This window comes from Sphingomonas sp., assembly GCF_041661885.1.
In the GTDB taxonomy this organism is placed as follows: domain Bacteria; phylum Pseudomonadota; class Alphaproteobacteria; order Sphingomonadales; family Sphingomonadaceae; genus Sphingomonas.
In genome coordinates this window covers 263,935-289,813 of sequence record NZ_JBAZTL010000004.1, presented here as the reverse complement: position 1 = coordinate 289,813, position 25,879 = coordinate 263,935, and the positions used below count along the sequence as shown (strand labels likewise).

General features: G+C 65.2%; 26 protein-coding genes. 18 read left to right on the top strand and 8 right to left on the bottom strand.

The window, feature by feature from the left end:
* Positions 1-43 precede the first annotated feature (43 nt).
* The 6 genes from WC704_RS10170 (at position 44) to WC704_RS10145 (ending at position 4,429) form a co-directional block, all read left to right on the top strand.
* A complete protein-coding gene (locus tag WC704_RS10170) occupies positions 44-391 on the top strand; it encodes an endonuclease domain-containing protein (RefSeq protein WP_372889887.1) in 348 nt (115 codons plus the stop codon).
* Entirely contained in the window at positions 388-1,188 is an 801-nt protein-coding gene (trpA, locus tag WC704_RS10165; RefSeq protein ID WP_372889802.1) for a tryptophan synthase subunit alpha, read from the top strand. Before WC704_RS10170 ends, trpA begins: the two co-directional genes overlap by 4 nt.
* Positions 1,185-2,045 carry an acetyl-CoA carboxylase, carboxyltransferase subunit beta gene (gene accD, locus WC704_RS10160; RefSeq protein WP_372889801.1) on the top strand — a complete coding sequence of 287 codons (861 nt, stop codon included), beginning with the start codon at positions 1,185-1,187 and terminating at the stop codon, positions 2,043-2,045. The genes trpA and accD overlap by 4 nt, the downstream gene beginning before the upstream one ends.
* Positions 2,046-2,159: 114 nt before the next feature.
* On the top strand, positions 2,160-2,564 hold the full coding sequence (locus WC704_RS10155; RefSeq protein ID WP_372889800.1) for an endonuclease domain-containing protein: 405 nt from the start codon (positions 2,160-2,162) through the stop codon (positions 2,562-2,564).
* Positions 2,564-3,901 (top strand): folylpolyglutamate synthase/dihydrofolate synthase family protein, encoded by a 1,338-nt coding sequence (locus WC704_RS10150; protein ID WP_372889799.1) that lies wholly within the window; start codon positions 2,564-2,566, stop codon positions 3,899-3,901. The genes WC704_RS10155 and WC704_RS10150 overlap by 1 nt, the downstream gene beginning before the upstream one ends.
* A 69-nt stretch (positions 3,902-3,970) precedes the next feature.
* Positions 3,971-4,429, top strand: a complete 459-nt coding sequence (locus WC704_RS10145; protein ID WP_372889798.1) for a DUF6628 family protein — start codon at positions 3,971-3,973, stop codon at positions 4,427-4,429.
* On the opposite strand, the gene WC704_RS10140 is transcribed toward WC704_RS10145, so the two are convergent.
* The 3 genes from WC704_RS10140 to WC704_RS10130 all read right to left on the bottom strand — a co-directional run bounded on the left by WC704_RS10140 (position 4,419) and on the right by WC704_RS10130 (position 7,510).
* A complete protein-coding gene (locus tag WC704_RS10140) occupies positions 4,419-5,168 on the bottom strand; it encodes a hypothetical protein (protein WP_372889797.1) in 750 nt (249 codons plus the stop codon). The genes WC704_RS10145 and WC704_RS10140 overlap by 11 nt on opposite strands.
* Positions 5,169-5,226: 58 nt before the next feature.
* On the bottom strand, positions 5,227-6,927 hold the full coding sequence (locus tag WC704_RS10135; RefSeq protein WP_372889796.1) for an MFS transporter: 1,701 nt from the start codon (positions 6,925-6,927) through the stop codon (positions 5,227-5,229).
* A 145-nt stretch (positions 6,928-7,072) separates the two neighbouring features.
* Positions 7,073-7,510, bottom strand: a complete 438-nt coding sequence (locus WC704_RS10130) for a response regulator (RefSeq protein WP_372889795.1) — start codon at positions 7,508-7,510, stop codon at positions 7,073-7,075.
* 144 nt (positions 7,511-7,654) lie between these two features.
* On the opposite strand from WC704_RS10130, the gene WC704_RS10125 reads away from it, so the two are divergent.
* Positions 7,655-8,899 carry a pseudouridine synthase gene (locus tag WC704_RS10125; RefSeq protein WP_372889794.1) on the top strand — a complete coding sequence of 415 codons (1,245 nt, stop codon included), beginning with the start codon at positions 7,655-7,657 and terminating at the stop codon, positions 8,897-8,899.
* 73 nt (positions 8,900-8,972) lie between these two features.
* A complete protein-coding gene (gene rsmD / locus WC704_RS10120; protein WP_372889793.1) occupies positions 8,973-9,521 on the top strand; it encodes a 16S rRNA (guanine(966)-N(2))-methyltransferase RsmD in 549 nt (182 codons plus the stop codon).
* Between the two features lie 143 nt (positions 9,522-9,664).
* On the opposite strand, the gene WC704_RS10115 is transcribed toward rsmD, so the two are convergent.
* A complete protein-coding gene (locus WC704_RS10115; RefSeq protein ID WP_372889792.1) occupies positions 9,665-11,317 on the bottom strand; it encodes an inorganic phosphate transporter in 1,653 nt (550 codons plus the stop codon).
* Positions 11,318-11,685: 368 nt separating this feature from the next.
* Between WC704_RS10115 and WC704_RS10110 the strand changes: the two genes are divergently transcribed.
* Together WC704_RS10110 and WC704_RS10105 are read left to right on the top strand one after the other, a co-directional pair.
* Entirely contained in the window at positions 11,686-12,846 is a 1,161-nt protein-coding gene (locus WC704_RS10110; protein ID WP_372889791.1) for a glycosyltransferase, read from the top strand.
* A gap of 56 nt (positions 12,847-12,902) precedes the next feature.
* Positions 12,903-15,218 (top strand): ATP-dependent helicase, encoded by a 2,316-nt coding sequence (locus tag WC704_RS10105; protein WP_372889790.1) that lies wholly within the window; start codon positions 12,903-12,905, stop codon positions 15,216-15,218.
* On the opposite strand, the gene WC704_RS10100 is transcribed toward WC704_RS10105, so the two are convergent.
* Together WC704_RS10100 and WC704_RS10095 are read right to left on the bottom strand one after the other, a co-directional pair.
* Positions 15,215-15,805: a hypothetical protein gene (locus WC704_RS10100; protein WP_372889789.1), complete on the bottom strand. Its 591-nt coding sequence runs from the start codon at positions 15,803-15,805 to the stop codon at positions 15,215-15,217. The genes WC704_RS10105 and WC704_RS10100 overlap by 4 nt on opposite strands.
* A gap of 126 nt (positions 15,806-15,931) precedes the next feature.
* Complete coding sequence (locus WC704_RS10095) at positions 15,932-16,183, bottom strand: hypothetical protein (protein WP_372889788.1); 252 nt, start codon at positions 16,181-16,183, stop codon at positions 15,932-15,934.
* Between the two features lie 260 nt (positions 16,184-16,443).
* Here WC704_RS10095 and WC704_RS10090 point away from each other — a divergent pair, with 260 nt between their 5' ends.
* The 4 genes from WC704_RS10090 (at position 16,444) to WC704_RS10075 (ending at position 18,891) form a co-directional block, all read left to right on the top strand.
* A complete protein-coding gene (locus WC704_RS10090) occupies positions 16,444-16,941 on the top strand; it encodes a hypothetical protein (protein WP_372889787.1) in 498 nt (165 codons plus the stop codon).
* A 138-nt stretch (positions 16,942-17,079) separates the two neighbouring features.
* Entirely contained in the window at positions 17,080-17,430 is a 351-nt protein-coding gene (locus WC704_RS10085) for a DUF3147 family protein (protein WP_372889786.1), read from the top strand.
* Between the two features lie 102 nt (positions 17,431-17,532).
* The gene (locus tag WC704_RS10080; protein WP_372889785.1) at positions 17,533-17,769 is read left to right on the top strand and encodes a hypothetical protein; all 237 of its coding nucleotides are present in this window, start codon (positions 17,533-17,535) and stop codon (positions 17,767-17,769) included.
* Positions 17,770-17,919: 150 nt separating this feature from the next.
* A complete protein-coding gene (locus tag WC704_RS10075) occupies positions 17,920-18,891 on the top strand; it encodes a phosphatase PAP2 family protein (protein WP_372889784.1) in 972 nt (323 codons plus the stop codon).
* Here WC704_RS10075 and WC704_RS10070 read toward each other — a convergent pair.
* Entirely contained in the window at positions 18,888-19,211 is a 324-nt protein-coding gene (locus WC704_RS10070; RefSeq protein WP_126845409.1) for a hypothetical protein, read from the bottom strand. The two genes, WC704_RS10075 and WC704_RS10070, sit on opposite strands and share 4 nt — an antisense overlap.
* 134 nt (positions 19,212-19,345) lie before the next feature.
* Between WC704_RS10070 and WC704_RS10065 the strand changes: the two genes are divergently transcribed.
* The 4 genes from WC704_RS10065 to WC704_RS10050 all read left to right on the top strand — a co-directional run bounded on the left by WC704_RS10065 (position 19,346) and on the right by WC704_RS10050 (position 24,067).
* A complete protein-coding gene (locus WC704_RS10065; protein WP_372889783.1) occupies positions 19,346-19,756 on the top strand; it encodes a hypothetical protein in 411 nt (136 codons plus the stop codon).
* Positions 19,757-19,790: 34 nt separating this feature from the next.
* On the top strand, positions 19,791-22,106 hold the full coding sequence (locus WC704_RS10060) for a TonB-dependent receptor (RefSeq protein ID WP_372889782.1): 2,316 nt from the start codon (positions 19,791-19,793) through the stop codon (positions 22,104-22,106).
* Positions 22,107-22,144: 38 nt separating this feature from the next.
* Entirely contained in the window at positions 22,145-22,531 is a 387-nt protein-coding gene (locus WC704_RS10055) for a cupin domain-containing protein (protein ID WP_372889781.1), read from the top strand.
* 141 nt (positions 22,532-22,672) lie between these two features.
* Positions 22,673-24,067, top strand: coding sequence for an MFS transporter (locus WC704_RS10050; RefSeq protein WP_372889780.1), 1,395 nt, complete (start codon positions 22,673-22,675; stop codon positions 24,065-24,067).
* A 16-nt stretch (positions 24,068-24,083) separates the two neighbouring features.
* Here the strand turns inward: WC704_RS10050 and WC704_RS10045 are convergent, their stop codons facing one another.
* Positions 24,084-25,832: a DUF885 domain-containing protein gene (locus WC704_RS10045; RefSeq protein ID WP_372889779.1), complete on the bottom strand. Its 1,749-nt coding sequence runs from the start codon at positions 25,830-25,832 to the stop codon at positions 24,084-24,086.
* Between the last annotated feature and the right edge of the window lie 47 nt (positions 25,833-25,879).

Below are 25,879 nucleotides of genomic sequence, written 5' to 3'. Positions count from 1 at the left end.
AAGTCAGGTGCGCGACGCCCGACTGACCGCCTACGCCAAAGCGATGCGTAAGGAGCCCTCCGAACCAGAGCAGCGCCTCTGGCTCGCGCTGCGTGCCAAGCGCTTCGAAAACGTCAAATTCCGTCGTCAGAAAGTCATTGGCCGCTATATCGCGGACTTCGCGGCTCGCGGCCCGATGCTGGTGATAGAACTGGACGGCGACACCCACGCCGGACAAGAAGGGTATGATGAAGCCCGAACGCATTTTCTCCAAGAACAAGGCTATCGCGTGATCCGATTTTCGAACATCGACGTCATGACCAACCTCGAAGGCGTGTTGATGACGATTGCGAGCGCTGTCGCCACTTCCCCTCTCCCAACCCTCTCCCCTGAAGGGGAGAGGGCTAAGTGACCCGTCTTTCCAACGCCTTCACCAAAGGCCACCCCGCGCTCGTCGCCTTCGTCACTGCGGGCGATCCCACCCCGGACGCCACCCCCGCCATCCTCGACGCGCTCGTCGAGGGCGGTGCGGACGTGATCGAGCTCGGCATGCCGTTCACCGATCCGATGGCCGATGGCCCCGCGATCCAGGCCGCCAACATCCGCAGCCTGGCGGCGGGCACGCGCACCGCCGACATCCTCGCCATCGCCAAGGCCTTTCGCCATCGCCACCCGCAGGTGCCGCTGGTGCTGATGGGCTATGCCAACCCCATGACGATCCGTGGCGGCACATGGTTTGCCGAGGCCGCGTGCGATGCCGGGGTCGATGGCGTGATCTGCGTCGATATCCCGCCCGAGGAAGACCCCGAACTCGGCCCGGCCCTGCGTGCGGTCGGCATCGACCAGATTCGCCTCGCCACGCCGACCACCGACGCGGCACGCTTGCCGACCGTGCTGGAGGGGGCGAGCGGCTTCCTCTATTACGTGTCGGTCGCCGGGATCACCGGGCTGCAACAGGCAGCACAAACCTCGATCGACGCGGCGGTCACGCGGCTCAAGGCGCATACCGATCTGCCCGTCGCGGTCGGCTTCGGCGTGCGCACCCCCGAACAGGCCGCCGCGATCGCACGCGTGGCCGACGGCGTGGTGGTCGGCTCGGCGATCGTCGATCTGGTCGGCGAGCACGGCGCCGCTGCACCGCAAGCGGTGCGCACCTATATCCAATCCCTGTCGCAGGCGATTCACGCCGCCCGGAAGGAACCCGCATGAGCTGGCTTACCAGCGTGCGCAACGCGCTCGCTTACGTCGTCCCCGTCAAGAAGGACACGCCCGACAACCTGTGGCACAAGTGCAAGGGCTGCGGGACGATGACCTTCGTCAAGGAACTGGAGGAGAACCTCCATGTCTGCCCGCATTGCGACCATCATGATCGCATCGGGCCGCTGCTGCGCTTCAAATATGTGTTCGACGCGGGCAGCTACAGCATCGTGCCGCTGGCCAAGGTGCCCGACGATCCGCTGAAGTTCCGCGATACCAAGCGCTATGTCGATCGCATCAAGGCGGCGCGTGCCGCGACCTCCGAAGGCGACGCGCTCATCACCGCGCGTGGGCTCATCGAGGGGCATAAGGCCGTGATCGGCGTGCAGGACTTCGCCTTCATGGGCGGGTCGATGGGCCTGGCCGTCGGCGAGGCGTTCGTGCGCGGGGTAGAGACCGCGATTGCCGACAACTGCCCGTACATCATCTTCACCGCCGCCGGGGGCGCACGGATGCAGGAGGGCATTCTTAGCCTGATGCAAATGCCGCGCGCGACCGTGGCGATCGCGATGCTGCACGATGCGGGCCTGCCCTATATCGTCGTGCTGACCGACCCGACCACGGGCGGCGTGACCGCGAGCTATGCGATGCTCGGCGACGTGCAGATTGCCGAGCCGGGCGCGCTGATCGGTTTCGCCGGGCAGCGCGTGATCGAACAGACGATCCGCGAGAAACTGCCTGAAGGCTTCCAACGCGCCGAATATCTGCTGGAACACGGCATGATCGACATGGTGAAGCACCGCCGCGACCTGCGCGCAACGCTGGCCAGCCTGATCGATTACCTCTGCGGCGCGAAGCAGGCGGCGTAGGACGACCAAACGCCCCTCCCGCTTGCGGGAGGGGCACCATCAAACTCCCCTCCCGCTTGCGGGAGGGGCGCCATCAAACTCCCCTCCCGCTTGCGGGAGGGGCTGGGGGAGGGAATGGAGCAACGGACCAAAGCCCGTGCGCTACGGGGCAATGCCACCGCAACCGAGGTCCGCTTGTGGCGCGCGATCAGTGCGCGCAAGGTGGAGGGTGTCCGTTTCAACCGCCAGGTCCCGATCGGACCGTTCATTTGCGACTTCGTCGCGCGGAGCCGCAAGCTCATCATCGAAGTCGATGGCGAAACGCATGGGAATCGGCGCGAGCAGGATGAAGAGCGTACACGCTATCTCCAATCCGAAGGGTATCAGGTCATTCGCTTCTGGAACAACGATGTGCTGGGAAATTTGGAAGGCGTCATGCACCAAATCGAGCAAGCACTTGCGGCACTGCCCTCCCCCAGCCCCTCCCGCAAGCGGGAGGGGAGCTTTGGGCACCCCTTCAAGCGGGAGGGGAGTTTCTGATGGCTGACCACGCCACCTCAACCAATACCGCCGTGCAGACGCAGCTCGACCGGTTATGGTCGCTCTCACCCGGTGCCGATATTCTCGGGCTTGAGCGGATCACCGCCCTGCTCGACCGGCTCGGCAACCCGCAGCACCGGCTGCCGCCGACGATCCATGTCGCAGGCACCAACGGCAAGGGCTCGACCTGCGCCTTTCTGCGCAGCGCGATCGAAGCGTCCGGGCTGACCACGCACGTCTACACCAGCCCACACCTCGTCCGCTTCAACGAGCGCATCCGCCTTGCCGGGCGGTTGATCGCGGATGGAGCGCTGGCCGCCTTGCTGGCAGACGTGCTAGATCATGCAGAAGGCATCGGCGCGAGCTTCTTCGAAGTCACCACCGCCGCCGCCTTCCTCGCCTTCAGCCGCACGCCCGCGGATGCGTGCATCATCGAGGTCGGGCTTGGCGGGCGGTTGGACGCCACCAACGTGCTGACGCGCCCGGTCGCCACTGGCATCGCGCAGCTCGGCATCGATCATCAGAGCTTTCTGGGGGATACCGCCGAAGCGATTGCGGGCGAGAAGGCGGGAATCGCCAAGCCCGGTGTTCCGCTCATCACGATGCGCTATCCCGCATCGGTCACGCAGCGCGTCGCTGCGGTCGCGCAAGCCGCAGGCGCGACCGTGCTGCCGACCGGCACGGAGTGGCGCTTCACCGTCGCGGCCGATCGCCTGACCTATACCGATGCGGCGGGCCAGATCGAAACCCCGCTGCCGACACTCGCCGGGCCGCACCAGCCCGAAAACCTCGCGCTCGCCATCGCCTTGCTGCGCCACCAGACCGCGCTCTCGATCCCGCCCCAAGCCTATAGCGCCGCCGCGCTCCACACGCGCTGGCCCGCGCGGATGCAACGGTTGCACCCTGGGCCGCTGACAGCCCTGCTCCCGCCCGGCAGCCAGCTTTGGCTCGATGGCGGGCACAACCCCGCCGCCGCTGCCGCCATCTCCGCCACGCTCGATGCGATCGCGCATCCCGGCATCGGGCGCAGCGAAGTGCATCTGGTGCTGGGGATGCTCGCCAATAAGGATCCGCTCGGCCTGCTCGCCCCCTTTGCGCGCGTCGCCACCACGCTCCATGCCGTGCCGGTGCCGAGCCATGAGCATCACGCGCCCGCAGCACTCGCCGCCATCGCGCACGACCTTGGGCTCGCCGCGCACACCGCCCCCGATGTCGCCAGCGCTTTGCGCGACATCACCGAGATTGCCGACCCGGCCGAGCCGCCGATCGTACTGATTCTGGGCTCGCTCTACCTCGCCGGTGAAGTGCTCTCGGCCAACGACGAAGCGCCCGATTGATCTCTTTTTATTGCGATTGACTTGCAATAGCGAATATCGGAGGATGCTCCCCTGCAACGGAGCATCGCCATGACCACTGCCCCCACCCCGTCGTCCGCGCCCACTTCGCCGTCGCGTTATTCGGCCAGTCTGCCCAATGCGATGCCCGACAATCCCAATAGCCGCCTGTTGTTGTTCGCCTTCCGCCGCATGGGCGCGCATGGCCTCAACGATGCCCACGCCGCGCACGCGGTGTTCCAGGCGTTCGGACAGGATTTCCGCCGCCCCTTGCTGTTGCTGCGGACGATGATGGCTGATCTTGCGCACAGCGCGGCGTGCCCGATCACGATCGCGCCGTGCTGCTGTATGCGGATGACGGCGTCGGAAGCGGCGATCCTCAAAATCATCGACCGCGCGGAAACCGCGCCCGACAGCGCGCATTTGCTGCTCGGCGATCTGATCGGCCTGCGCCGCCCGGATGGCGTGCTCGCCAGCATCACCGCCGTGGTACAGGCGTTCGCCGATGCCGGGCGGCCGCTTACGCCTTGACCGCGCGCAACTCGCCCAGCCGCGCCATCGCCCAGCGATACATTTCCGCTTCGGCGGCGCGCTGCTGGCGGTCGAGCAACTTCATCCGCGCCTCGACCTCTTCCAGCACCTCGCGCGCCCTCTTGTCCCAGCCCTGTTCGAGCAGCAGCGCGGCATAGCGACAGCGCCCTTCCTCGCCCGGCAAGCGTGTGACGAGATCGGCATAGAGCGCCAGCGCCTCGTCCTTGTGCCCCAGCGCATCAAGGATGCGCGCGCGGAGCAGGCCGATCCGGTCGCGGTCGCTTTGCGCCGAGGCGGGCGGCGCGGCGTCGAGCGTGGCGAGCGCGGCGGCAGAATCATGCGTCTCAAACTCGGCGCGCGCCTGCTTCTCCGCGCTGCGCAAATCGACCGGGCCGCGCTCCGCCGCCTCACGATACAGCGGCAGTGCCTCGGCATAATTGCCGAGCGCCGCCAGCGCATCGGCCAGCCGCATCCGGTTGGCGACGGTATCGGCCAGCGCCAGCGCCCCCCGCGCCGCGCGCACCTCCTTCTCGGGATCGAGCTTCGCCGCCACCGTCGCGCGCGCGGTGCGGACATGGCGGTTGCCCTGGAAGCGCGGATACACCTCCAGCACGACATAGGCGATCGTACTGGCGAGCGGCAGGAACACGAGCGCCATGATCCAGAGCTGATTGCGCCCGTTGCGGATCACGTCGATCACACACAACACCTGAATGGCGATGGTGAGGAGGTAGAACATCGGTATCGCGCTCCGCCCAGTTAGTCCCGCGCGCGCGGGTCGATGAAAACAACCAGCATCAGCCTTCCCCGCTCGCCGCCGCCGCGCTGCTGCGGGACGAACGCCACCATTCGAGCAACACGAAGAAGATTGCCAGCAACCCCAGCACCGCAACGTCGCGGAACACCGCCGCATAGCCGATCTTGTCGATCAATTCGCCCGCAAAGCCCTTGCCCAGCGACCCGATCAGGAACGTCAGCGACGACAACAAGGCATATTGCACTGCCGAATATCGCTTGCTGACGATACCCGAAACATAAGCGACAAACGCCGCGCCCGCGATCCCGGTCGAGACATTCTCATACGCGATCGTCAGCAGCAGTCGTGCCATGCGCAGGTCTCCCCCCAGCGCCTGCGCCAACACATCGAGCCGCAGCGTATGTAATACAATGTCGATGTGGGCCGCACCATCGGCGAGATCGGCATAGAGGAAATTCCCGAAAATCGGCAGCGCCGCCCCGATCAGCACCGTTGGAAATCGCCCGATCCGCAGGAACAGATAGCCGCCAAGGCTTACCCCGATGATCGACATGACAATGCCGAAAATCTTGGACGCGAAGGCCACCTCGTCCTTCGTATAGTGCATGTAATCGAGGTAGAACGGGTAAGCGAACGAGGCCCAGACGTTGTAGCACAAAGCATAAGTGAGGATTAGCCCGATCACCACCAGCACGCCCCAGCGCATCCGCTCGGTCAAATCGGCGAGCGGCGCAATCAACGCACGGTAAAGGTGGTTGGCGATCGTTCGCGCAGGCGACACCCGCGTATCGGCAACGGCCTGCACCTGATGCCCGCGCAGCTTCAACCAGTTGAGCACCGCCGCGACGATCAACGGGACGATCACCGTCGCCAGCACGATCAGCGGCCCGTTATATTTCAGAAAATCCCCCGCCGACGGCCGTTTGCCGCCCGGCGGCACCTCGGCCAGCATACTCATCATGAACACCACGATCCGGACGATCGCCCACACCCAGCTCGACCCGACGACGATGAGCGCGATCGCGCGGGTGCGCGGCGCAATCTCGCCCGGCTGGTCGAGTTGATCGGCGGCTGTGTCCGGGCCGCGTTCGGTATCGGGCGCGCCCAGCGCAATCAGCAGCATCACGCCAATCAGGCACGCCATCAGCAGATAGACCGTTGGCCACGACATGCGCGCCGCCAGAAACAGCGCGAACGCCCCGCCGACGATGCTCGCGGTACGATACCCGAGCTGGTAGATTGCGGAGAGCAATTCAACCGGTGTGCGTTCGTCGGCCACATCGATCCGCCACGCATCGATCGCCACGTCCTGCGTCGCCGAACCGATCGACGCGACGAACGCGAACAAGGCAAAGCGCGCGATGTGGACGGTGGGGTCGGTCACCACCAGCCCGATCAAACCGAGGATGATGAGTCCCTGGCACAGCACGATCCAGCTTTTGCGCCGCCCGATCCGCCCGAGCAGCGGCGGTCGCGTACGATCGACCAGCGGCGACCACAGGAACTTGAACGCATAGGTCAGCCCGACCCACGACAGCACGCCGATCGTCGCGAGGTTGACCTTCACTTCGCCGAGCCACGCCGTCAGCGTCCCGATCAGCAGCGCGAACGGCAACCCTGAGGAAAAACTGAAAGCAAGCATCGACGCGGCCTTGCGCGTCTGCAACGCGGCCTTGAGCAGTCGCCAGCCTTTGGGCTTGATCGGCGGCGCGGTATCCTCGCGCGTTTCCGTAACAGTCACAGATTCCCCTTCGAACCGCCAGCGGGCGTATCGGCCCGTGCGCGCCGGAGACTAGCGCCAAAAATCGTGAGCGGAAGGGCGATGAGCCCCGAGTTCGTCGTCACTGGGCCCATACCTCAATAATGCCCGGCTGACCGATGGCGACCTATGCTTCCGCCACACCCGCAAACAAACTCAGCCCGCCCGGCACCCGTCGCGGCTTGCGCCCGTCGAGTACCGCCTCGATTGCGGCAATCGCCGCGAGCAGGTCGCGTTGTGCATAGGGTTTGGCGAGGCACCCGGCGGCGACTTCGCGCCCGCCTTCGGGGCACGATCCGGTCACGAACAGCACCGGCACCCCGGCCCGGTGCGCCGCGCGGGCGACATCAATGCCGCTGCCATCGGCCAGGCTGATGTCGACCAGTACCAGATCGATGTCGCGCGCATCGGCGATCACGGCGAGCGCATCGCTCACCCGATCGACGGTCGCGACCATCTCGAATTCGGCGTCGCGCAGGAAATGTTCGGTGTCGAAGGCGACCAGTGGTTCATCCTCGACGAGCAACAATCTGGAGATCCGCCGCTTTTTTCTGGCGAACAACATCGCTTCACCACCCACCTTGTGCCCGCGCTCAACAGGCCGCGCGTCGCGCCCTCGTTACGCACCCGTGCCTGAACGTTCGGCTACGAGATAGGACGCAAATTATTTTATACGGGCACTTTTCGACAAATTGGCTATCAGGGCGCGGTGTCAAGACCAGCAACCCCCAAAGATCGCCCCAAAGAGCAACAGCGGATCGCCAAGCTCCTCGCCCGTGCGGGCGTCGCCTCGCGCCGGGAAGTCGAACGCATGATCGCCGAAGGGCGCGTCGCGCTCAACGGCACCGTGCTCGATACGCCCGCCACGATCCTCGCCTCGCTCGCCGGTGTCACCGTCGATGGCGAACCCGTCGAGGCGCCCGCCGCCGCGCGGCTGTTCCTCTATCACAAGCCACCGGGCTTGCTCGTCACCGAGCGCGATCCGGCTGGCCGCCCGACCATCTATGATCGCCTGCCCGAGGGGCTGCCGCGACTCGTTCCGGTCGGTCGCCTCGATCTCGCGACCGAGGGGCTGCTGCTGCTCACCACCGATGGCGAGTTGAAGCGCCAGCTCGAATTGCCCGCGACCGGCGTCGAACGCGCTTACCGGGCCCGCGCCTACGGCCCGATCACGCAGGAACAGCTCGAAGAGCTGATCCACGGCGTCGAAATCGAGGGCGTTCGTTATGGCGCGATCGACGCCAATCTCGAACGCCGCACCGGGGCGAATGTCTGGATCGAGCTGATCCTGACCGAGGGCAAGAATCGCGAAGTGCGCCGCGTGCTCGAATATCTCGGGCTCAAGGTCTCGCGCCTGATCCGCACCCGCTACGGCCCGTTCGTGCTGGGTGATCTGGCCGTCGGCGAAATCGGCGAAGTGAAGCAGCATGACGTCGTCGCCTTCCGCAAGGACCCGACACGCAAGGGCGGCGGCGAAGCGCCCAAGCTGGTCGAAAAGCCCCGCCCCGCCGGGCGCGGGCGCATCAACCCCAACGAGTCCACCGCCCCCACTTCATTGCCCAAGCCGCGCCCGGTGCGCCGCATCACCAAGGCGACCGCCAACCGTGCCGACAAGGAGGCCTTTGCCGAGCCCGCGCGCCAGGCACAGCCCGGTCGCGATCCGGTGGTGCTGACCAAGGCAACCAAGGTGAAACGTTTCTACGACGCCAAGCCCAAGGCCGGCACCGCCGCGCCCGTCGCCGACACACGCCCCAAGCGCGTGTTCAACCCCGAACTCGGCCGCAACGTGCGCGCCAAGCCGCCGCGCGATGCCAAGCCGACCGAGCGGACCGAACGCCCGGAACGCGCCGAACGCGCCCCCAACAAATCCACCCCGCGCACGCCGGGCAAGGCGCTGGCCCGCCCGTCCAAGCCGCGCACCGTCAAGACCCATAAGAGCCGGACTCGCAAGTGAACGCATACGACACTGCATTTTTTAGCCAACCTTCCCCTTCACGCTTCCCCGGCGACCTTCAGGGGAACGCTTGATGCGAATCATCGCTGGAAAGTGGCGCGGTCGTCCGATCGTCGCGCCGAAGGGGGATGCCACCCGTCCCACCGCAGACCGTGTGCGCGAGGCGTTGTTCTCGATGCTCGCCAGCCGCCTCGGCAGTTTCGAGGATCTGGCGGTGGCCGATCTGTTTGCGGGATCGGGCGCGCTGGGGCTGGAGGCGCTGTCGCGCGGGGCCGCCTCGTGCATCTTCGTCGAACAGGACAAGGCCGCGCTCGACGCGCTGCGCACCAACATCACCAAGCTGGGTGGCGCCAGGGAAATTGGCGCCGATGTCCGTGCGCAATCGGTGCTGGCGCTGGGCCATGCGGTCGCGCCGCTGGACCTGATCGTGATGGACCCACCTTACGCCAGCGGCGCGGGTGCAGTGGCGCTCGACAAGCTCGCCCGGCTCGGCTGGATCGGCGATGCGACCTGGGTCAGCATCGAAACCGCCAAGCCCGAACTGGTCGAAGTGGCAGGGTTCGTGGAAGACGTCAGCCGCGTCCACGGCAAGGCCAGAATCACGCTGCTCCGCCGGGGTTAATCCCCAATCCCTCTCCCATCGGGAGAGGGAGGAAAGCGCAAAACGCCGGAAGCGTGAGGGCGGCGCGCGGGACGCGCCTGACCACCCTCACCCGTCCTCGTTCCGCCCGGCCACCCTCTCCCAAACGGAAAGGGGGAGAGGGGTTAGGCCCAGATCCTGGTGAACCCCAGGAATACCCAATACAGCCCGCCCGCCAGCGCCATCGCGGCCGGAAGCGTCAGCACCCAGGCCAGCGCCATCGAACCGATCGTGCGCGGCTGCAGGCCTGCCCCACTTGCAACCGAAGCACCCGCCACGCCCGAGGACAGGATGTGCGTGGTCGACACCGGCAAGCCGTAAACTTCGGCAGCCAGGATCGTTCCCGCCGCAACCAGCTCAGCCGATGCGCCCATGCCATAGGTCAGGTGCGACTTGCCGATCTTCTCGCCGACCGTGATGACGATCCGCCGCCAGCCGACCATCGTGCCGAGCCCCAGCGCAAGCGCGACGATCACCTTCACCCAGACCGGAATGTAGCGCGTGCCCTTTTCGAGATTGGTCTGATACGCCTTGATCGCCGCCAGTTCCGAAGCGCTGAAGATCTTCGCGGAGGCTTCCTTGTCCTTGGTCGCGAGCCGCGCGCTGTCGAGCAGCAGATACATGTCGTTGCGCAAATTCGGGGTGGCGGCGGCGGGCACCTTGTCGAGCGACCCGTAATTGCCGATCCGCTGCCCCAGATCACGCGACAGCGCGTCGGCGGCGGCGAACACTTGCGGTGTGTCGGCATGGCGCGCCTGCAATGCTGCCGTCAACACCGTGCGCGAAGCGGCGAGGTTGGTCGGCGCTGCACCCGACCCGGCGTGAGCCGCAAAGGCGTTGGCGGCGGTATTGGCGCTCGCCACGAATGCGGGCGTCGCGCTCTCGGGCATGGTGCGGTTGAGCGCATAAGCGGTCGGCGCGCACCCGATCAGGATCAGCATGATGAGCCCCATGCCCTTCTGCCCGTCATTGCCACCATGCGCAAAGCTGACGGCGGTGCAGGTGAAGATCAGCAGCGCGCGGATACCCGTGGGCGGCGGAGCGCTGCCCTCCGGCTCGCTGTACAATTTGGGGTTTTTGAGCACGAGCTTCATGACGTGCAGCAACAGGAAGGCCGCGCCAAAGCCGATCAGCGGTGCCATCCACAGCCCGGTCAGCACCTTGGTCGCCTGGCTCCAGTCGACGCCCGACGTGCCCCCGGTGCCTGCCGTCAGCAACTGGTTGGCAAGGCCGACGCCAAGGATCGATCCGATCAGCGCGTGGCTCGACGAATTGGGCAAGCCAACATACCAGGTCCCGAGATTCCACAGCACCGCCGCCAGCAGCAGCGCGAAAATCATCGCGAAGCCGGCATTGCTGCCGACATGCAGGATCAGATCGACCGGCAGCAGCGTGATGATCGAATAAGCGACTGCCCCGCTCGACAGCATCACCCCCAGGAAGTTGAAGAAACCCGACCACACCACCGCGAGTGCGGCGGGCATCGAGTGGGTGTAGATAACCGTCGCCACCGCATTGGCGGTGTCGTGAAAGCCGTTCACAAATTCAAAGCCGAGCGCGATCAACAGCGCCAGCCCCAGAAACGCGAAGGTGCCGAGCGCGAGACCTTCGCCCACTTCGGCCGTGTCCACAAAGATGCTGTACCCGGCATAGCCGATCCCAATCACCAGCAACGCCAGGAAAATCCAGCGCCCGGCGGGGTGCAATCGATGATCGAGCCGCAGCCCGTGCGAAGCGTCCGTCGCCGATTCGGGGGACGCTATGAATGTGGTAGCCATGCCGATGAAGGCCTTCGCTCGGTTGTGTTACGGGTTGATGACGCACGGTGCGGTTCGTCGCCCGATACCCGCGCAAACCACCAAAAGCCAGCCCTCAAAGGTACGCGGCGGCACGCTGCTGCGCACCATAATGTCGCCTTGTGGTCCGCAGATGGATGCGGTCAACCCCGGCCGACGGCGAACGACGCGGCGAACGATTTGCACAGCGCTTCCTGCTCGCTTATGCACAGCCATCGCTCAGGGAACGGCGTTGAGGGGGGACTGCTATCACGGTTGACGTCGCCTCGACAGCGGTCGACACCGCACGACGCGCGCAGGGATATCTCGCTTCGCTCGCGAATGGGCCGCAGCGTGCGCCGCTACGCATATTGACCTTTCTGCACAGCTTTGCGCCCGGCGGAGTCGAACGGATCGCTGCGCGCCTGCACGCGGCGTGGGTCAGGGCCGGGGCGGATGCGCAGATGGTGCTGGCCGATGCCAGCATCGCCCCACCAATCGCGCTGCAAGCCGTGTCGCAAATCGGCGCTACCCCGCGTCATCATACCGTGGCGCGCTTCGCTGCGCTGTTGCGCGGCCTCCGCGCCATGATCGCGCAGCAGCGCCCCGATGTGCTGTTCTGCGCCGGCAACACCTATACCGCGCTCGCGGTTGCGCTGAAACTGACACTCGGGCGCGCCTGTCCGCCGATCGTGGTCAAGATCAGCAACGATCTCGTCCGTCCCGACATGTCGCCGCCGCTGCGGTATGCCTATCACCGCTGGTTGCGTATCCAAGGCCGCCATCTCGACCATTTTGTCGGCATGGCCCCGGCGATGCGGGGTGAAATCGCGCGGCTGGTCGGCGTGTCGCAAAGCCGGATCAGCGTGATCGCCGACCCGGCGCTCGCCGATGCCGACCTGTGTCGCCTGGCCGCCGCGCGCGACGCGGCGGCGCGCGCGCGACCGGGCCGTCATTATCTCGCGGTCGGTCGCCTCGCCCCGCAGAAGAATTTCGCGCTGCTGCTCGATGCTTTCGCGCGCATCGCCGAGGCCGACGATACGTTGCGCATCCTCGGCGAAGGCCCCGAACGCCGCGCGCTTGAGGCGCAGGCCGCACGGCTCGGCATTGCCGGGTCGGTCTATATACCCGGCCATGTTGATCCGCTCGACGGCTGGCTGGCCGAGGCCGACGCCTTCGTGCTGTCCTCGGATTATGAGGGCGTGCCCGCCGTGGTGATCGAGGCGCTGGCGACAGGCCTGCCGATCGTCGCGACCGATTGCTGCGTCAGCATGGCCGATCTGCTCGGCCACGGCACGCTCGGCCATCTCGTCCCGACCGGCGACGCCGCCGCGCTGGCCGAAGCGATGGCGACGATCCCGCCCGATTCGGCCAGGACCATCGCCGCACGCCGCGCCGCCGCCGCGACCTTCACGATCGAATCGGCCACCGACAAATATCTCGGCCTGATGCGCACGCTCGCCGCCACGCGCACCGCCGAAACCGCGATCGGTAGTCCGCGCAGCGATCCGCTCCCAAGCCCGACGGCGTAACGCCCCCCTGCACGACGCGCTTGCCCGCGGCGCCCGCGTTCCCTACCTGTTCACCGATGATGCTCCCCGCCCCCACCCCGCAGGACCCGCCCTATCTCGCGGGCCTCAACCCGCAGCAGCGCGAGGCCGTGCTGACCACCGAAGGCCCCGTATTGGTGCTGGCGGGGGCCGGCACCGGCAAGACCGCCGCGCTCACCGCGCGGCTCGCGCACCTGCTTGCCACGCGCAAGGCGTGGCCGAGCGAGATCCTCAGCGTCACCTTCACCAACAAGGCCGCGCGCGAGATGCGCCACCGCGTCGGGCGGCTGGTCGGCGATGTGGTCGAGGGGATGCCGTGGCTCGGCACCTTCCACGCGATCGGCGCGAAGATGCTGCGCCGCCATGCCGAGCTGGTCGGGCTGCAAAGCAACTTCACCATCCTCGACACCGACGACCAGTTGCGGCTGCTGAAGCAGCTCATCCAGGCCGCCGATCTCGACGAAAAACGCTGGCCCGCGCGCCAACTCGCAGGCCTCATCGACGGCTGGAAGAACAAAGGTCTGACGCCCGCCCAGATTGATGCGGGCGAGAGCGAGCTCTACGCCAATGGCCGCGGGCAGGAGCTGTACGCCGCCTATCAAACCCGCCTGATCGCGCTCAACGCCTGCGATTTCGGCGATTTGCTGCTGCACATGCTCGTCATCCTGCAGCGCGACCGCGACGTGCTCGCCGACTATCAGCGCCGCTTCAAATATATCATGGTGGACGAATATCAGGACACCAACAGCGTCCAATATCTGTGGCTGCGCCTGTTGGCCCAAGAGCGCAAGAACATCGCCTGTGTCGGCGATGACGACCAGTCGATCTATTCGTGGCGCGGCGCGCAGGTCGAGAATATCCTGAAGTTCGAGAAGGATTTCCCCGGCGCCAGGATCATCCGGCTGGAGCAGAATTACCGCTCCACCCCGCACATCCTCGGCGCCGCCTCGGGCGTGATCGCCAACAATAGCGGCCGCCTCGGCAAGCAATTGTGGACCGAGCTCGACGCGGGCGAGAAGGTCAAGGTCTTGGGCGTATGGGACGGCCCCGAGGAAGCGCGCCGCGTCGGCGAGGAAATCGAAAGCGCGCAGCGCGGCGGTAGGTCATTGGACGAGATCGCCATCCTCGTCCGCGCGCAGCACCAGACGCGCGAATTCGAAGACCGCTTCATCGCCACCGGCATCCCCTATCGCATCATCGGCGGCTTCCGCTTCTATGAACGCGCCGAAATCCGCGATGCGCTCGCCTATCTGCGCGTGGTGGCTCAGCCCGCCGACGACCTCGCCTTCGATCGCATCGTCAACGCCCCCAAGCGCGGCCTGGGCGACAAGGCCGTCGCCAAGGTCCACCAACTCGCCCGCGCGCAGCAGGTGCCGCTGGTCACCGCCGCCGCGCGTCTGCTCGATACCGATGAACTGACCGGCGCCGCGCGCAAGTCGCTCGGCAATCTCGTCATCGACATGGCGCGGTGGCGCGCGCAAATGACCGAACTGCCGCATGGCGAGCTGGCGCGCATCATCCTCGACGAAAGCGGCTATACGGCCATGCTCCAGGCCGACAAATCGGTCGAGGCGGCGGGTCGGCTCGAAAACCTCACCGAACTCGTCCGCGCGATGGAGGAATATGAGACGCTGGGCGCGTTCCTCGAACATGTCAGCCTCGTCATGGATAATGAGGCCTCGGCCGAGGACCCCAAGGTCACCATCATGACGATCCACGCCGCCAAGGGGCTGGAATATGACACGGTGTTCCTGGTCGGCTGGGAGGAAGGGCTGTTCCCGTCGCAGCGCGCGCTCGACGAAGGCGGCACCAGGAGCCTGGAGGAGGAACGCCGCCTGGCGTATGTCGCCATCACCCGCGCGCGCCGCCGCGCGATCATCCTCCACGCCGCCAACCGCCGCATTTACGGCCAATGGACAAGCAGCATCCCCAGCCGCTTCGTCGGTGAATTGCCGCCCGAACATATCGAGGCGGAATCGAGCCTGGCAGGCGGCGAGAGCCTGTGGCGCGCCAATTGGTCCGAACGCGCCGACCCCTTCGCCAATGTCGCACGCGGCACCGGTCGCGGCCCCGGCTGGCAACGCGCAGCGGGGATCGGGGGCACCAAGCCCGGCGGCGATTTCACCAGCCGCACCTTCTCGCGCGAGCCCAGCCGCGTGCAGGAATCCCGCGCCTCGGCGATCAGCCTCGGCAACAAAGGCCGCTCGGACGTGGCGGTCGGGATGCGCGTGTTCCACCAGAAATTCGGCTACGGCCTGATCGCCGAGATCGAAGGCAATAAGCTGGAGATCGATTTCGAGACCGCAGGGCGGAAACGGGTGATGGATAGTTTTGTGACGGTGGAGGGGTTTTAGGCGATCGTCTGTCGACCCTGTCGTATGAAAGTTGCGACCTCCTTGTGCAGCCGCTTTAGGTCGTCCACCTGCGGTTGGTTTTGAATCGGCTGCAATCGCCCTCGAATGATTTCCGCTTTGTCCAACAATCGCGCCTCTCCGCTGAGGAGAAAGGCCTTTATTGCGCGCTCCAAGGCAACCGCACAGTCCATTTCGGGCGCATCGAGCGAGGTATCTAGGAGCAGTTCCTGATAGGCGGCGATGCTATCCAACTCATCTAGCCCCAAGCCCACCCTGTGCTCAAATTCGGCTTCCTGGCCGTCCTCAAATTCAATCCAGTCCGTTCTCTTTAAGTCAGAAGGAGCTATCGCAGCGCGTGACTTAACGATCATGATCGGCTTGCCGAACATTGCAGCGAAACCAAGCTCCAAGGCAATATTGGCTAATGCAGTAGGGCGAGTTTCGTGAGAGAAAATCGCAATAGTAACAGCAGTTCCGCGAATCAAACCGATGATACGTTCAAGATAGTCCTTGCTGCCAGTCGACGCGACCGCGTCGATTGTCGTCAGTCCACGAATCCCACAACTTCCTGTAATCAAGGCAGCCATTGCACTGTCTATCGCCGGGGGATTTCCAATCTGACGCATCACAAATGCGTGACGCGGTAAAAGGCGTAATGCCGGAAGGTCAATCGTTTCTTCGGAAAGAGGCGAGAATATAAGAGGCAATAGGGCCTACTTTTTGTCTGAAGGCGATTTGGCTTCTCGAATTCCCTTGTAGGGTCCGGCAGTTTTTTTGTGATCGATAATTCGGCCACTGCTCGTATCGATTTTTACGTAACGTTTTGTCACCGGGTTAAGCGCCTGCACTCTTCCCTTCACTGCTCCCTTGCGAGATCCTTCGCCCGTATTGGTACCCACTGCATCACCTACCCAATGCCGCTGCGGCAGTGAGTAGGTATATAGGAATATGGTCGGCGCTTCCATGCCCCTTCCTGCCAAGGAATCTAAAAAATCCAAACCGCCACCCGATCCACCTAAATCCCGCCCAAAAAGCGAGTGGCTTGAACCCGTCACTGTTGGCAGCCATATTAAATATGCTGTCGTCTAAAGGTAGGACGCGCCGTTTACACCGGTTCAATCTCGGTTCGACCCCGAGCAGCCCATCCCCCTCCTAATTCAAACTGAGACACTACCCCCAAAACCCCGCTGTCCTACAACCCCACCGCCATGACATAAACTCGGCGATGCGCCCCCGCTTTGCCCCGCCGCCCGCAATGCCCAACCCCGCAGCCCCCGCTGCGCCAGACATCGCCTTCACCCCCGTACCAAGCGGCTCGACCCGGCATGACGGCTGGACGCCCGAGCGCCAGCGCGCCTTTCTCGAGCAACTCGCCCGCATCGGTGTGGTCTCGGCGGCGGCGGGCGCGGTCGGGATGTCGGCGAAATCGGCTTACGCGTTGCGCAAGCGCGCCGGGGCGGAAAGCTTCGTGGCGGCGTGGGAGGCGGCGCTCGGCGAAGGGCGGGACCGCGCGCGTGATCTGGCGATCGAACGCGCGCTCACCGGCACCGCGACACCGATCTTCTATCGCGGGCGGCAAATCGGGGAGCGGCGCGTGTTCGACAATCGGCTGGTGCTCGCCGTGCTGCGCGCGATGCCGCCGGTCGAGCCGGATGCCATGAGTTTGCACGCGGCGCTGGCAGCGCTGGACGAGACGCCCGCACCCGATGAGCGCACCGAATGACCGCGCCCCGGCACGCGGCTCGTCGCCCGTCGCCAACGCTTCGGCGTGCTCGCGCGGAGCCGTCGGCTTACCTTCGTTACCTTCGCCCGATGCGCAATGCCGCTGGCCTGCGCCCGCGCCCGGCCGCATATAGGGGCCATGCTGTTCCTCGCGCTGAAGGCCCTGATCTCGGGCATCCTGATTGCCATCGCCTCGACGCTGGCCAAGCGCTATCCGGGGTTCGGTGCGCTGGTGGCGGCGCTGCCCTTGGTGTCGGTGCTCGGCATGATCTGGCTGTGGGGCGAGAAGCCCGACCCCGCCAACATGGCAGCGCATGTCCAGGCGACCTTCTGGTATGTGCTGCCCTCGCTGCCGATGTTCCTCGTCATTCCCGCCTTGCTGCGCGCAGGCATCGGTTTCTGGCCCGCGCTTGGCCTCGGCTGCGCGCTGACGGTGTTGCTGTATCTTGGCATGGTCGCGCTCGCGCCGCGGCTCGGCATCGCGCTGTAACCCGCCAAGCTGTACGCAGCCCTACAGACGCGTTCAGCAACCATCGCGACAGTAAAGCGTAAAGGAGTCTCACGCCCGATCGACGGGCCGAAAGGACAGGACATGAAGCTGACCCACCTTATCGCCGCCGGGCTCATGGTTGCCGGGCTTGGTGTTTCCACCGCCGCTTCCGCGCAGGACTATCGCGGTGATCGCCACCGGTATGACCGCCGCTATGAACATCGCGAAGAGCGCCGCGACTGGCGCGACCATCGCCGTTATTATGGTGGCGATCGCCACCGGCCGCGCTGCCACACCGAATGGCGCCATCACCGCCGCGTAACGGTGTGCTACCGCTAATTCCGGCCGGAGGAGGGGGAACGCTCCCTCCTCCGGCAAATGTCATCTGGACGTCACAAAAAGTTCACGTCATGGAGGGTAGCCGTTTGCGGCAACGCTTATCCCTTCCCAGTCGGCGATTGCGAACATCGTCTGCTCATCAGGCGCCCCGTGAACCGTCCCACCACCACCTTCTTCCCGCTGTCGGCACCGCTTTACCCCGGCAGCGCGGCGCAGCCCGGCCTCATCCCCGGACGCTGGCTCGCGCTCGGTCTCGCCATCAGCACCCTGTGCGTGGGGGCGTTGCTGTGGGATGCGGGGATGACGATCAACCCACGCACGCCAAGCTCGCTGATCTTCTCGGCCTTCGCCGCGCTCGCGCTCGGCTTGCGCTATGCCATGCGGGCCCCTGCCAGCCCGGCACAGCGCGTTGCCCGCGATTTGTCGGAATCGGTCGGCCTGTTCACCGGCATCGCCCTGCTCGGCGCGGTCGCCACCTATCCGCTTGCCGCCGATACGCGCGGCAGCATCGATCCGCTGCTCCAGCAAATCGACGTGGCGCTGCGGTTCGACTGGCTCGCCTGGTATCGTGCCGTCGCCGCGCATCGCACGCTGCAAGTGCTGGGGACCGCCGCCTACCAGAGCATCTTCGTCACCCCCGCACTCATCCTCGGCTATTGCGCCTGGGCCGACAAGCGCACCGAGGGCCGCGCCTTCCTCGCCAGTTTCTGGGTCGCGGCGGTGCTGTGCCTGTTGTTGTTCCGCTATCTTCCGGCGGTGGGGCCGCTCGCCACGCTGTGGCACGGCCCGGTCCCGTATCTGCCCGAAAGCGCGCTGTACGAAGCGGAGCTGATTCCGCAATTGCGCGCGCATATATTGCTGGAGGTCGATCTGGGATCGCTGCGCGGGCTCGTCTCTGCCCCCAGCTTCCACACGGCAAGTGCGGTGCTGTACATCGCGGCAGGCTGGCCGTTGCTCCGGCTGCGCGGGCCGGTCGTGGTCCTCAGCACCGCGATGTTGCTCGCAACCCCGGTCGAGGGCACGCATTATCTGGCGGATATGCTGATCGGCGCCGCCGTCGCGGGCGCGGCGCTTGCCCTGGTCGCAAAGGTGCGCCGCCATTTGGCGGCGCGCGGGCGTTAAGCTTCGACCGCCATCAACGCGGCTTCGCCATATTTCGGGTCGTTGGCGGCGAACAGCGGGTTGGCATCAAAGTCGCGCTCGGTCAGCCCGACGCCGTTGAGCCCGGCCAGCTTAAAGGTGCCAAGCTTCAATTCGCGCGGCGGCTTGCCATCGCGTTCGAGCACAACGCCATCGACGAACAGGTCGTCGTGGCGGGTGTAGATGATGTGCGGCGCCAGCGTGATGTCGGTGCGATTATAGGTGGCCCGCAGGCAGCGCTTGCGCACGATGGCTTCGAAAACGGTCGGAACGGGGCCGGTCGGCCCAGAGGGATTTTGCACAGCTTCGCCCTGCTACTCGGGAATGTTTATGCCAGCGATGTACCCAAAATGGTGCGCTGCAGCAAGAACCAACTCGGCGGCGATCGGTTCCGTCTCCCTTGAGTTGCGCAGCCGCCAGTTGTAGCACCCGCCGCATGTCGCTCCTGCGCACCAGTAACCTCTATCGCGCCTGTGCGGTCGCGTTGCTGCTCTGCGCGCTCGCAGTGCGCGTGCTCGTGCCGCAGGGCTTCATGTGGTCGACCGGCGCCGACGGCACGCCGACGATGGTGATTTGCTCGGGCTTCGGCCCCATGCCGGCCATGCCCGGCATGGCCGCCGACATGCAGCATCACGGTGGTGGGCATCATAACGATGGCCAGTCTGCCGACCATCCCTGCGCTTTCGCCGCCGCCAGCACGGCGCTCGATCTCGCGACCGAAATTCATCCGGTCTCGACACCGCTCGATCATTCCGACGTTCCGACGCTGCTGTACATCTTCGCACGCCCGGGCCTTGGCCTTGCCGCCCCGCCGCCGCCCAAGACCGGACCACCTACGCTCGCCTGACGCCTTTCCCTTCCGTCAGACGAAAGCCCTTTTCATGAAGATCATCCCTTCGCGCGCCGCCGTGCGCGCGTTGGCGTTGCTGGCGTCCGCCACCATCGCCTCGCCCGCCTTTGCCGAAGACGCCGCTACCCCCGCCGCGACCACCAGCGACGAGGATATCCTCGTCACCGCGCAACGCCGCACGCAGACGATCGAAAACGCGCCCGCCTCCAAGGCATCGGTCGATGCCGCGACGATCGCGACGACGATCAACGCCCGCAACGTCGAGGATACGCTGAAATATCTGCCCAGCCTCGTCGTCCGCAAACGCCATATCGGCGACAGCCAGGCACCGCTGGCGACGCGCACCTCGGGACTCGGCGCCAGCGCGCGCAGCCTGATCTATGCCGACGGCGCGATCCTGTCGGCGCTGATCGGCAACAACAACACCTCGGCCAGCCCGCGCTGGAACCTGGTATCGACCGAAGAAATCGCGCGGATCGATGTGCTCTATGGCCCGTTTTCGGCGGCCTATTCCGGCAATTCGATCGGCGCGGTCGTCAACATCACGACGCGCCTGCCCGGTACATTTGAGGGAACGCTGGTGGCCGGCACCACGGTCCAGCAGTTCGATCTGTACAATACCCACCGCACGCTGCCAGCGTATCAGCTCGGTGGCACGATCGGCGACCGGTTCGGGCCGTTGGCGGTTTTCGCGAGCGCCGACCATGTTGACAGCAACAGCCAGCCATTGGGCTTTGCGACAGCAACCCGACCGGCGGCGACAAGCGCGACCGGCACGCCAACCACCGGCGGCTTCAACGACCTGAACCGCACGGGCGGCGCAATCCGTATTTTGGGCGCGACCGGGTTCGAGCATCAGGTGCAGGACCGCTTCAAGATCAAAGCAGCGCTCGACCTGTCGTCGGCGCTGCGCCTGACCTATGTTGGTAGCCTGTTCCTGAACACGACCGATTCCACGGTCGAGAGCTACCTCACCAACACCGCCACGGGCGCGCCGCTCTATGCCGGATCGATCAACAATGATGGGCGGGCCTATTCGGTCTCCCGAAGCACCTTTGCGGGGAACGTCTATCACACCGAGCAGCGGCAATGGTCGCACAATCTATCGCTAAACGGCAGTGGCAGCCGGTTCGACTGGCAGGTGATCGGCACGCTTTATGATGTCGACAAGGACGAACAGCGGATTTCCGATACCGCCTTGCCGGCCGGGCAGACGGGGGGCGCAGGCTTCCTCACCGATCTCGCCGGGACCGGCTGGAAAACGCTCGACGCCAAGGGCGCGTGGCGCTCGGACGCGGCGGCGACGCATACGGTCAGCTTCGGCGCCCATGCCGACTGGTACGAACTCGACAGCAATCGCTACAACACGACCGACTGGGTGAACGGGTCGAAAGGCACGCTGAACCTGCAAGGCAGCGGCAAGACCCGCACCTATGCGGTGTGGGCGCAGGATGCGTGGCGCATTTTGTCACCGCTGACGCTGACGCTTGGCGGCCGCTACGAATGGTGGCGGGCGTATGGCGGGGTCAATTTCTCGCAATCGCCCGTGATCGGCCCGGTCAACCAGCCGGTGCTGACCAGCGCCAAATTTTCGCCCAAGGCGGCCCTCGCCTATGCGATTGACGATCATTTGACCGCTCGCCTGTCGTTCGGGCAGGCGTGGCGCTTCCCCACGGTCGGGGAACTCTATCAAATCGTCACCACGCCGGTTCCCTCGGTCCCAAACCCAAGCCTTCGCCCAGAACGCGCACGGTCGCTGGAATTGGCGTTGGAGCAGCATGACAGCCACGGCACCGTTCGGTTGTCACTGTTCAACGAAGTGGTGAAGAACGCGCTCATTTCGCAGACCGGCCCGTTGCCGGTAATCCCGGCTGCGGAGGGCACCTATGTCCAGAATGTCGATGAAACCCGCGCCCGTGGTGTCGAGCTGTACATCACCCGCAAGAACATCGTGCCGCGTATCGATGTGTCGGGCAGCGTGACCTATGCCGATGCCATCACCACGAAGGATGCAATTTTCCCCAACGCGATCGGCAAGCTGCTGCCAAGCGTGCCGCACTGGAAAGCAACAGCCGTCGCCACGTGGCGACCGGTCGATGCGGTCGCGCTGACCGCCGCCGCGCGCTACGCGAGCCGCAATTACGGGGCGCTCAATAACAACGACATCGTCGGCAACACGTATCAGGGCTTCTACAAATACTTCGTCGTCGATCTGCGCGCGCAGTTCCGGGTGGCCAAACATTTGGAATTCGGCTTCGGGATCGATAACGTCAACAACGATAAATACTTTCTCTTCCATCCCTTCCCGCAACGCAGCTTTGCCGCCGACGTGAAGCTGACGTTCTGATGGGGGAATCGGCCCTGAATTGAACCACAGAAAGCGCAATGCCCCATCCGTTGATCGCCTCGCTCAATCTGGCGCCGCACCCCGAGGGCGGCTGGTATCGTGAAACGATGCGCCAGCCCGCCCCCGATGGTGGGCGCGGGCTGGCGACGGCGATCCTGTTTTTGCTGGAAGAGGGGCAACGCTCGCACTGGCACCGCGTCGATGCGACCGAAATGTGGTTGTGGCACGACGGCGCGCCGCTCACCTTGCTGATCGACCGAACCGAGCATGTGCTGTCCGGGGAAAACCCGCAAGCGATCGTGCCCGCAAGCGCCTGGCAATCGGCAGAAGCGCGCTCCGGGTGGGCGCTGGTCAGTTGCGTCGTTACTCCGGCCTTTGATTTCGTCGGCTTCGAGCTCGCACCACCGGGCTGGTCACCCGACTGACCCGCCGAAAAGAAGTGGCAAATACGATGTGAAACAACATTGCCAAGTTTGCGACGACACGGTCGCCAAAGTTCCGCCCGGCTGACTATAAGGGGAGAAAGGCCGCTTGCACCGCGCGTGCCGAGGATTAGGCACGCATCGATGACCGACGGCCTTCCCCTGCCCCGCCGCTATGCGGCCATCGCGGCGCTTTGCCTCGGTACGGCGCTCATCATCATCGACGGTGGCGTCGCCAATATCGCGCTGCCAACGATCGCGCGTGACCTCCACATTGGTCGTTCGGCGGCGGTGTCGGTGGTGACAGTGTATCAGTTGATGCTGGTCATGCTGCTGTTGCCCTTTGCGGGTCTGGGCGAGCGCATTGGCCTGAAACGCCTGTATCAGATCGGCCAGATGGTGTTCACCATCGCCACCCTACTGTGCTTTTTCGCCAAGAGCCTACCCTTCCTGCTGATCGTGCGTGCGGCGCAAGCAATGGGGGCTGCCGCCGCGTTGAGTGTATCATCGGCGCTGATCCGCTCCACATATCCGGCCCAGCAACTCGGCAGCGGCCTGGGCATCAATTCCGCGATCGTGTCGGCGGGCGCCGCGCTCGCCCCCTCGCTTGGCGGCTTCATCCTGGGCGTTGCACCGTGGCCGTGGGTGTTCGCCAGCGCCGTCCCCTTCGCGATCGGATCGCTGATCCTCGGCCGCGCCCTGCCCGATGAACCGCCCGGCAATACCCCGTTCGACGTGATCGGCGGCGTGATGTGCGCCGCGATGTTCGGGCTGGTCATTGGTGGCCTGGAAACCGCGGTGCATGGCGACAGCCCGGTCATATCGGCGGCAATCGTGCTCAGCGGCCTTTTGGTCGGCGTTTATTTCGTACGGCGAGAACGGCGGGAAACCGATCCGATCCTGCCGATCGACCTGCTCGCACGCCCGGTGCTGCGCCTGTCGGTGATCGGGGCGTATACCGCCTTCATCGCCTCGATGACGCTCATCATCTCGATGCCGTTCCGCCTGACCAGCGAATTTGGCTTCACGCCGCCTGAAATGGGCCTGTTGATGGCGCCGTGGCCGCTTACCAACATCATCGTCGCGCCGCTGTCGGGCTGGCTGTCGAGCCGCATTCCGGCGGGGGTATTGGGCGGGATCGGCATGGCGATCTCGATCGTCGCGCTGTTGCTGATCGCGGACATGCCAGCGCACCCGACGCATTTCGACGTAATCTGGCGGATGGCGCTGTGCGGTGGCGGGTTTGGCACTTTCCTGCCACCCAATGCGCGGCTCATCATCGGCAGCGCCCCGCGCGAGCGGGCAGCAGCGGCGGGCGGCCTCGTCTCGACCACGCGCTTGCTCGGCCAGACGACCGGGGCGACGCTGGTCGCCGCTTTGCTCGCGCTCGGCGTCGGTGGCGGCGCCACCCCACCGCTGGTTGCGGCAGGGCTCGCCTTCATCGCCGGGCTATGCAGCCTGGCGCGCCTGCGCCCCTCGATCCGTATGCCGCAGGAGAAAGAAGCCGCGGACGTCCAGCCGGCCAGCCAAGTGCGCTGACCGGCCTTCCGCAGCTTCAGAACACCGCCTTGCCATCACCGCCCAGCATCGCCTTGCGCACCAGCGGGATCGGTGGCCCGCCATAGCGCAGGAACTGGTCGTGGAACGCCTTCCACCCGACACGCCCGCCCAAGGGGTATTTGTGCGCCGCGGTCCAGTCGGCGCGCAGCTTGCGAATCATCAATTTGCCCATCGTGTAATTGAGATAGGCCGGGTCATAGGTGCCGCGCGCCGATTGCTGCTTGGCATTGCCCTCGTCCTGATAGCATTGCTCGACGAACATCTTGCGCGATTGCTCCTGCGTCATGCCCTGCGTGTGCATCCCGATCGCCGAGAGGAAACGGCAATCGCGCAGCAGCGCATTCGACAATTGCCCGATATGCGTCTCCGCATCGCCCTTGTGGAGCCCCGCCTCCCACATCATTTCCTCGGTATAATGCGCCCAGCCCTCGGCAAAGGCATAGCCGACAAACAGCCGCCCGAAGATCGATGGCGAGGCATTGGCATGGCGGAATTGCAGGAAATGCCCCGGCATCACCTCATGGACCGAGGTGAACAGCAAATCCATCTTGCCAGGGATGAAGCCCTCCTGCTCGGCCTTGCTCCACGACGGGTCGGGCGGGGAGATGTAATAGACCGAGGGGATGCCCTTCTCGAACGGCCCCGGCGGATCGATATAGGCGCTGTTCTGGCGGTTATAGGGTGGGCTCTCCTCGACCAAAGCCTGTTCGTTGTCGGGGATCGTCACGACATCGTTGGCCAGCACGAACGCGCGCAATTCGGGGATCTGCTTGCGCGCTTCGGCGACCGGATCGCTATTGGCGGGCTTGTTGGCGTTCATCTTGGCCATACATGCCGGGATCGTCGCGCCCGGCGCGAAGTGCGCGCACGCCTCGGCCAGCGCCTTCTGGTTGCGCAACAAATCGGCCTTGCCCGCCGCCTCCAGCGTGGCCAGCGGTACATCGACGCCTTCGGTCATCTTGATCATGCGCGAGAAACGGTCGGCCCCGAGCGCAAAGTCCTGCGTTGCCGTTCCGCGCTGGCCTTCCACCCATTTACCAAGATCGTGCATCGATTTGGACGCCGCCATCGCTGCCTTGTCGAACGCCTCCTGCAAAGCCGGGCTCTTCACGTCGGCAAACGCCTTCTTGGCGTCGCCGGTGTAATAATCGCCAAAGCCGTTGAACGCCGCCACGCCGAAATTGACAAAGCTGAGCGGCATCGGCGCCTTGAGGTTAGCCTTGATCTGCGCCGCCGCGTTGGGGATTTTGCGCAGGAAGGTTATCATCGCCCGCATCCGCGTCGGCGCATCGGCATAATGGCGCGCGATATAGACGTTGGGGTCAAGCCCGGCGTTCACATACCAGGCCGGGTTGCGGTGCGGCGAATCCGCATCTTCCAGCCAGAACAATTTGCCCTGCGCAACCGTCACCAGATAATCGCGCTCGAACGCCTCGTCCTGGCTCAGCTTGGCGGTATCGAACGCCTTCGCCTTGGTGATCGCCTCGCGGAAGAAGTCGCCTTGCCGCTTCAGCCCGCCGGGAGTCCAATCGCCCAGCCCACCATCGAAATCATGCCGCCCCTGATACACCGCATCTGCCGGGGATATCTTGAACCAATCCTCGATGAAGGTGTCGCGGAAGCTTTTCCAGTCGGTCGTCGGCAAGGCGGCAAGCGGTGCCATCGTGCCCACCGGCTCCGCCGGTCGCGCGGAACACGACACCAACGCCAATCCGGCGATTCCCGCCAGCAACACTTTCCGCATACACGCTCCCACATCATCTCGATTGATTCGCCGAATGCGGGACGCTG